Annotated in this window: 4 protein-coding genes; 1 reads left to right on the top strand and 3 read right to left on the bottom strand. The window is 58.4% G+C overall.

Translation table 11 applies throughout. The annotated features are described in order from the left end of the window. Positions 1–75: 75 nt before the first annotated feature. From mgtA to AC1DHT_RS11215, 3 genes are all read right to left on the bottom strand, one after another. A complete protein-coding gene (gene mgtA / locus AC1DHT_RS11225; protein WP_427547094.1) occupies positions 76–2790 on the bottom strand; it encodes a magnesium-translocating P-type ATPase in 2715 nt (904 codons plus the stop codon). Between the two features lie 285 nt (positions 2791–3075). Beyond that, positions 3076–3366, bottom strand: a complete 291-nt coding sequence (locus tag AC1DHT_RS11220; protein ID WP_427547091.1) for a hypothetical protein — start codon at positions 3364–3366, stop codon at positions 3076–3078. Positions 3367–3756: 390 nt separating this feature from the next. Further along, on the bottom strand, positions 3757–4110 hold the full coding sequence (locus AC1DHT_RS11215; protein ID WP_427547111.1) for a hypothetical protein: 354 nt from the start codon (positions 4108–4110) through the stop codon (positions 3757–3759). A gap of 436 nt (positions 4111–4546) precedes the next feature. Between AC1DHT_RS11215 and AC1DHT_RS11210 the strand changes: the two genes are divergently transcribed. Beyond that, positions 4547–5980, top strand: coding sequence for a serralysin family metalloprotease (locus AC1DHT_RS11210; protein ID WP_427539223.1), 1434 nt, complete (start codon positions 4547–4549; stop codon positions 5978–5980). Positions 5981–6000 lie beyond the last annotated feature (20 nt).

Genomic DNA, 6000 nt, shown 5'->3' with positions numbered 1-6000 from the left:
CAGCACAAGTGTTGAATGTGCAACCGCTATCGCGAGCAGGCTCGCTCCCACAGGGGTTACGGTGTGTTCAGTGGGTCAGAACCATTGCTTGAAGCGGCGGATGTAGAAGGTCTTCATCAGCTGGGCGAACACGCTGTAGCTGAGCAGCGTGCCCACCAGCCATGGGAAGTACTGCCATGGCAGCGGTTGCAGGCCGACCAGGGTGCCGAGTGGCGAGAACGGAATGTAGATGCCCAGCACCATCACCAGCCCGGTCATCAGGATCACCGGCAAGGCCGCGGTGCTCTGGAAGAACGGGATCTTCTGGGTCCGCAGCATGTGCACCACCAACGTTTGCGACAGCAAGCCTTCGATGAACCAGCCGGACTGGAACAGGGTCTGCATTTCCACACTGTTGGCCGAGAACACGTACCACATCAGGGCAAAGGTGGTGATGTCGAAGATCGACGAGGTCGGCCCGATCCACAGCATGAAGCGCCCGATGTTCTTGGCGTCCCACTTGCGTGGCTTGCGCAGGTATTCCTTGTCCATCTTGTCCCACGGCAGCGCCAGCTGGGAGATGTCGTACATCAGGTTTTGCAGCAGCAGATGGATCGCCAGCATCGGCAGGAATGGGATGAAGGCACTGGCCACCAGCACCGAAAAGACGTTGCCGAAGTTCGAACTGGCGGTCATGTTCAGGTACTTCATGATGTTGCCGAAGGTCTCGCGACCTTTGATCACACCTTCTTCGAGCACCATCAGGCTCTTTTCCAGCAGGATGATATCGGCCGATTCCTTGGCAATGTCGGTGCCGCTGTCGACCGAAATACCGACGTCGGCGTCGCGCAGGGCAGGGGCGTCGTTGATGCCGTCGCCGAGGAAGCCGACGGTGTGACCGTTCGACTGCAGCGCCTTCAGTACCCGGGATTTCTGCAGTGGCGTGAGCTTGGCAAACACCGTGCGTTCTTCAACCCGCAGTTTGAGGGTCGACTCGTCCATCTTCTCGATGTCTTGGCCGAGCAGCGGCGTGCCGGGTTCCAGACCGACTTCGCGGCAAATCTTGCTGGTGACCACGGCGTTGTCGCCGGTCAGCACCTTGACGGTCACGCCCATGTCCCGCAGCGCGGCAATCGCCGGGCCAGCGGTTTCCTTCGGCGGATCGAGGAAGGTCAGGAAGCCGCGAATCACCAGCTCGCGTTCGTCGCGGGTTGTGTACTGGTTTTTGCTTTGGGCTTTCGGAATCTCGCGAGTGGCCACCACCAGCACCCGGAAACCGTCTTCGTTGTACTCGTTGGCCATCGCCAGCAGCGCTTTGCGACGCTGCTCATCCAGTGCAACCACCACGCCGTTCTCGTGGATGTGGCTGGAAATGTTCAGCATTTCCTCGACCGCGCCTTTGCAGACCAGCAGATGATCGTCGCGGCTGTCCTTGACGATGATCGACAGGCGCCGACGAATGAAGTCGAACGGCAGCTCATCGATCTTGCTGTAGGCGAACGGGATCTTGAACGTCGGGTTGCGCCTGGCGAATTGCACCACCGCCTGGTCCATCAGGTTGCGCAGACCGCTCTGGTGATGGCTGTTGAGCCAGGCCAGTTCAAGGATCGAGTCGTCGCGCCGGCCATTGATGTCGACGTGGTGCTCGAGGATGATTTTGTCCTGGGTCAGGGTGCCGGTCTTGTCGGTGCAGAGCACGTCCATCGAGCCGAAGTTCTGGATGGCGTTGAGGCGCTTGACCACGACTTTGCGTTTAGCCATCGCCATCGCGCCTTTGGCGAGGTTGGCGCTGACGATCATCGGCAACATTTCCGGGGTCAGGCCGACCGCCACTGCCAGGGCGAACATCAGCGCGTCAGCCCAATCGCCCTTGGAAAAACCGTTGAGCAGGAACACGATCGGCACCATGACCAGCATGAAGCGGATCAGCAGCCAGCTGACACTGTTCACCCCACGGTCGAAGGCGGTTTGCACCCGCGAGCCGACGATGGCTTTGGCCAGCGAACCAAAGTAGGTGCGTGGACCAGTCGCGACCACCACCGCTCGGGCGGTGCCGCTGACCACGTTGGTGCCCATGAAGCAGATGTTCGGCAGGTCCAGCAGGTTTGACTGGTCGGCGGCTGTCGCGGAGGCGGACTTCTGTGCGACGTTGCCCAGGGTGTCGTATTTCTCCACCGGCAAGGCTTCGCCGGTCAGTACTGCCTGGCTGATGAACAGGTCGCGGGATTCGATCAGGCGGATGTCAGCCGGGATCATGTCACCGGCCGACAGCTGAATGATGTCGCCGGCCACCAGTTCACGCATTGGCACTTCGCGCAGATGCGGTTGCATGCCCATTTGTTCGCGACGCAGCACGGTGGCGGTGGTGCGGACCATGGCCTTGAGCGCTTCAGCCGACTTAGCCGAGCGGTGCTCCTGCCAGAACCGCAGCAGGCTGCTGAGCGACACCATGGTCATGATAATGATGACTTTGGTGAGGTCGACTTCTTCGCCTGCCTGGAGCGGCAGCCAGTAATCGGTCACGAAGCTGATGCCGGCCAGCGCCAGCAGCACATAGATGAACGGATTGTTGAGGGCCTGGAGGAACTGGACGATGGCGTGCGGCGGCTTGTCATGGGCCACTTCGTTGAAGCCTTCGCGTTGCAGGCGGCCTTCGGCGTCGAGCTCGGTCAGGCCGTCGGCGGAAGTCTTGACGTTGGCGAGGGTGACCGCGAGGCCGTTTTGCGCCTCACGGGCGGCGCGCATCGACAGCTTGGTGTCGTCGTTCGTGGCGCTTTGAACGGGTGTTTTTCGATTTTTTACAGTGGTCATTGTGTGTGCTCCTGCCGCAGTCTTGCGGCACGACACACCGGTAACTCAGCTAATTAAAGGCGAGCGAAAGTATGTCGAGTCGCAAGTAAGCGATCGATTTAGAGAGTGGTGTTTCTTAGGATTTAACGTTCGCTGCATGACCAATAACAGACGGTATGCAGCGAACCTACTACTGGCCTCGTCCATAACGGACTCCAATAAGTTTGTATTTAAACAGGCAACAGAAAGTTGCCGAATTCCTTATTAAGGAAAACGCAGAGTTAAATGCCTTGGTGTACTTTCAGATCAACTGAAAGTGCGCGCTCCGAAGTACAGGCCCAGCATCAGGCTGGCCTGCTGCAAGAGGTGCGCGAAGCACCAACTCGGTGGTTCCTGGCTTTCGTCGAGGCTCCAGCGTTGCTGCAGTTGGCCGGTGGACGGGCAGACGCGCCAAGTGGCACGCAGCTGAGCCTGAGTGCGCGAAGAAGGGGAGGAAAACGGCGAATGAGCCGCCACAGGGCGCTCACGGCAAGGCTTTACGCGCATCGTCGAGGCGAAGGCGCGTACACCTGGCATTACAGTAGATTTGAAGTTCATAACATGCCTCGCAACCGGACTGACGCCGGAGAGGCAAGTTACGATGGAGCGTCAAGCCCTAGCGCAGCTCACCCGACCGAGGAGTCGAGTCCCGTCATTTTCTGGGTTAAGTGCCCAGCTCTGCGAAAACGCATCAGCCAGACAGCGTCTAGATACTGTGTCCATTGGATTCTTTTGTGAGTTGAAAAAAGGCCTGAGTTACCGGCCCGGGCAATGTACTCAGGCAGGCCGCTGACGTCAACCTTAAATCCATGTTGTTAAGGAATCAGACAGATAAGGACAGTGCAGAAGGGACGGTCAGAATAAGTGCAGTTGATTGTGATCGATATTAAGGCGCGAAGTGCTCATGACATTCAGTCGTCATGAGCACAAGGGATTACGCTGTAACGCTTAATGATGCATGTGTCGGGAAATATCCCGGTAAGTATCGCTGTCCGTTGCCGCCAACAGCTTGCGACCATCCTTGAGCGTAGCGATGAACGTAATCTCGGTCTCCTTGCCCGCCATCAGGTAGCCGGCGATTGCCCCGATGGGGCCGAGCAGCATGGCGCCGGCGATGCTGTAGCCAATCGCATCCTTGTTGGTCACGCTGTTCTCGGTTGCCACTTCCAGGGTTTTGAATGCCGAGGGCCGCACTTTGATTTCCTGGTTAGGGTTGAAAAGGGTTTTCAACTGCAACGCCCCTTCACGGTACTCGCTATCGCCTTGTTGAAAATCTCCTGCTAAAACGGTGACATTGACCATGTTGAACTCCCCTTGTTCGAACATTGCTGAACCTGTTATCTCGCGCTTGCAGGGGGCAGACGTCAATCAGCTGGCGATGAAGGGGCGTACCATCAGTCCGGTCAAAAAAAGGACGCATGACGCTTAATGCCAGTCAGTTAAGGCACAAACCTGTGGGAGCGAGCCTGCTCGCGATGGCGGCATAACATTCAACATCAATGTTGACTGACCCACCGCTATCGCGAGCAGGCTCGCTCCCACATGGATTGCGCTTAACTGACTGGCATCAGGCATGACGCTTCGTCCTTGAGCGGCCGCTATCTAAAAATTCAATAGCCCCGCCGCTTCAAACTGTGTCAGTTTCGTTGCGCCTTCAACAGGGCGAGTGATAGGACGATCTCGCGAAGGGGTCGCCGTGGTCTATCGGAACCGACTATTTGAAACAAGGACGTAAGTGATGTCACAGGCCAAAGCAAAAGCGCTCATTTCTTCAGGGCAGGTCAGTTCGGCCTACAGTCAGGTCGATGCCTTCAGCCATTTGTATGATCGCGGTGGCGCTGAGCTGATTAACGGCAAACCGTCGTTCACCGCGGATCAGGCGGCTGATCAGATTCTGCGTAAAAACCTGTCCTGGCACGACACGGACGGTAATGGCAAAGTCGAACTGAGCTTCAGCTTCATGACGTCGGCACCGGCTAACTACAACACCAAACTGGGGAATTTCAGCGAGTTCAGCGATCTGCAGAAAGCCCAGGCGAAACTCTCTCTGCAATCGTGGTCGGACGTGGCCAATGTCACCTTCAAGGAAGGGGCAACAGGCGGTGACGGGCACCTGAGCTTCGGTAACTACGATGTCAGCACCGGTGGCGCGGCGTTCGCCTACTTGCCGTCGGGCGGCAGCTACGACGGTCAGTCCTGGTACCTGATCAACGATCAGTACCGGGTCAACGAGACGCCGGGCACCAACAACTACGGGCGTCAGACCCTGACCCACGAAATCGGTCACAGCCTGGGCCTGTCCCATCCGGGCGTCTATAACGCGGGTAGCGGCAACCCGACCTATAACGACGTGACCTACGCTCAGGACACGCGCGGCTACAGCCTGATGAGCTACTGGAGCGAGAGCAACACCGGTCAGGACTTCAGCAAGGATGGCAGCGGTGCGTACGCCTCGGCACCGCTGATGGATGACATTGTCGCGGTGCAAAAACTCTACGGTGCCAACCTCGAGACCCGTGCCGATGATACGGTCTATGGCTTCAACTCCAACGCCGGTCGCGACTTCTACAGCGCCATGTCGGCTGATTCCAAAGTGGTGTTCTCGGTTTGGGACGGTGGCGGCAACGACACCCTGGACTTCTCGGGCTTCAGCCAGAACCAGAAGATCAACCTCAACCAAGGCTCGTTCTCTGACGTTGGCGGCCTGGTCGGCAACGTGTCCATCGCCCACGGCGTAACCCTGGAAAACGCTATCGGTGGTTCGGGCAATGACCTGCTGATCGGCAACGCGGTGGCCAACTTGCTCGAAGGCGGTGCCGGCAACGACATCCTCTACGGCGGTGGAGGCGGCGATAGCTTGTGGGGCGGGGCAGGGGCGGACACCTTCGTGTTCGGTGCGGCATCCGATTCGACCATGACCGCGCCGGACTGGATCATGGATTTCACCAGCGGTGAGGACAAGATCGACCTGTCGGGCATCGCGCAGTTCGCGTCCGGCGCCGCCACGCTGAACTTCGTCAGCGGCTTCACCGGCCATGCCGGCGATGCGATCCTGACGTACTTTGCACAGACTAATCAGACCAGTCTGTATGTCGATCTCACCGGCCACGGTGCGGTAGATTTTGCCGTGGGAACGGTCGGTCAGGCGGCAACCACGGACATTGTCGCCTAAACTCTGCTGACAGGAACCGC

The sequence above is a fragment of the Pseudomonas sp. 05N432 genome, assembly GCF_056396945.1.
This window is presented reverse-complemented; position numbering and strand designations above follow the sequence as displayed.

Coding starts and splice junctions, on each gene's coding strand:
- mgtA (WP_427547094.1), bottom strand. CDS start 2,790: ATGACCACTGTAAAAAATCGAAAAACACCCGTTCAAAGCGCCACGAAC.
- AC1DHT_RS11220 (WP_427547091.1), bottom strand. CDS start 3,366: ATGAACTTCAAATCTACTGTAATGCCAGGTGTACGCGCCTTCGCCTCG.
- AC1DHT_RS11215 (WP_427547111.1), bottom strand. CDS start 4,110: ATGGTCAATGTCACCGTTTTAGCAGGAGATTTTCAACAAGGCGATAGC.
- AC1DHT_RS11210 (WP_427539223.1), top strand. CDS start 4,547: ATGTCACAGGCCAAAGCAAAAGCGCTCATTTCTTCAGGGCAGGTCAGT.